The following is a 1624-nucleotide window of genomic DNA, read 5'->3' on the forward strand; positions in this document are numbered from 1 at the left end:
GCGTGCGTCAGTTGTTGCGACGCAGGCGGGTGGCGCCGACGGTGGCGGCACCGGCCAGCAGCAGACCCGCACCGGCCAGGCCGGCGGTGGCGGTGTTGTCCTCACCCATGTAGCCGGTGTCCACCGGGGGGCCGGGCTCCGGCTTCGGCTCGGGCTTGGGCTCCGGCTTCGGCTTGGGCTCGGGCTTCGGCTCCGGCTTGGGGGCCGGCTTGTCGCCACCCAGGTCGTCGCCCTGGAAGGTCACGTTCGCCAGCTTCACGTTGCAGGACGGCACGTTGTTCTCGTGGTAGACGAACTCCGGGCCGACCAGGGTCACCGGGTTGGTCTTGCCGAAGTCACCCTCCTTGATGGTGTGGGTGCCGGTCAGGGTGACGGTGCCGCCGGCCTTGAGGGTGTCCTGCTTGGTGGTGAGGGAGTAGTAGGCGGCACCGCCGTTGGCGTCCGTGTACGGGGCGCTGAAGGCGTGGAAGGGGACGTTCGACTTGGTGCCGTTCTTCAGCACGACGGTCAGGGTGATCTTGTCACCGGCGCTGGCCTTGCCGTTGCCGTCGACGTCGGTGATCTTGTGCGAGCCGCTGCCCGTGAACTTGGTGCAGGTCGGCAGGTTGTCCTGAGCACCCGGAGCGGCCTGGGCGGCGGTGCCACCGGCGAAGGTCAGGCCGGCCACGGCCACGGCGGCGGCCAGGGAGCCACCGGCGATCTTGGTGATGGTCATGGGATCCCTTTCGTTGTCACGCACGCACGTACGTGATGTGTGGACGCCCCGGGGAAGACGTGCCTCCCCGGCACGGTGCCCGCTCCCGCGGGCACGTCTTCACCATAGGGGCAACCGGACCCGTCCCTCTGCGACCCTCGGCGGAGACCTGCGCCCACCGCATCGACCCCTCGTGGGTGTCGGTGCCCACCCCTAGGGTGGCGCCATGTTCCTCCTCGATGACGGGACGCTGGCCACCAGCGCCCAGGACCTCCGCCTGGCCAGCGAGTGCGAGTTCGCGCTGCTGCACCGCGTGGACGTCACGCTGGGCCGCGCCCCGCGCGAGGTGGCCGACGACCCGATGGCCGACCGCCTGGCGGAGCTGGGCACGGCCCACGAGACGCGCGAGCTGGAGCGGTTGCGCGAGCGGTTCGGTGCCGGTGTGGTGACCGGCGAGCGCCCGCGCGGTTTCACGTGGAACGCGCTGGCCGACGGCATGGCCTGGACGGTGCAGCAGTGCCGCCGCCCCGACGTGCAGGTGGTGCACCAGGCCCCCGTGCTGCTGGAGGGCACCACCGCCGACGGCACACCCCTGCTGCCCCTGAGCGGCATGGCCGACTTCGTGGTGCGCACCCCCGAGGGCTGGCGCGTGGGCGACACCAAGCTGGCCGCGCACTCCACCGTGGCCTCGATGCTGCAGGTGGCCGCCTACGCCGAGGCCCTCACGCGGCAGGGAGTGCCCGTGGCGCCCGAGGTGGAGCTGGTGCTGGGCACCGGCGCCGTGGACGCCCACCCGCTGGGCCCCACCGCCGCGGTGGTGCGTGACCGGTGGGCGCGGCTCTCCCGGTTGGTGACCGCGCACCGGGAGGGTGGCGCGTCGGTGGTCTGGGGCGCCGAGGGGGTGGCCGCCTGCGGGCGCTGCGACGTGTG

2 protein-coding genes are annotated in these 1624 nt (G+C 72.7%); one reads left to right on the forward strand and one right to left on the reverse strand.

Going from position 1 to position 1624, the window contains the following annotated elements; genetic code table 11:
• Positions 1 to 7: 7 nt before the first annotated feature.
• A complete protein-coding gene (locus HMPREF3099_RS02425) occupies positions 8 to 715 on the reverse strand; it encodes a hypothetical protein (RefSeq protein WP_070703618.1) in 708 nt (235 codons plus the stop codon).
• A 205-nt stretch (positions 716 to 920) separates the two neighbouring features.
• Here HMPREF3099_RS02425 and HMPREF3099_RS02430 point away from each other — a divergent pair.
• Positions 921 to 1624: PD-(D/E)XK nuclease family protein (locus HMPREF3099_RS02430; RefSeq protein WP_371327502.1), on the forward strand; the 704-nt coding region annotated here is incomplete at its 3' end.

It is taken from the genome of Kytococcus sp. HMSC28H12 (genome assembly GCF_001816045.1).
In the GTDB taxonomy this organism is placed as follows: domain Bacteria; phylum Actinomycetota; class Actinomycetes; order Actinomycetales; family Dermatophilaceae; genus Kytococcus; species Kytococcus schroeteri.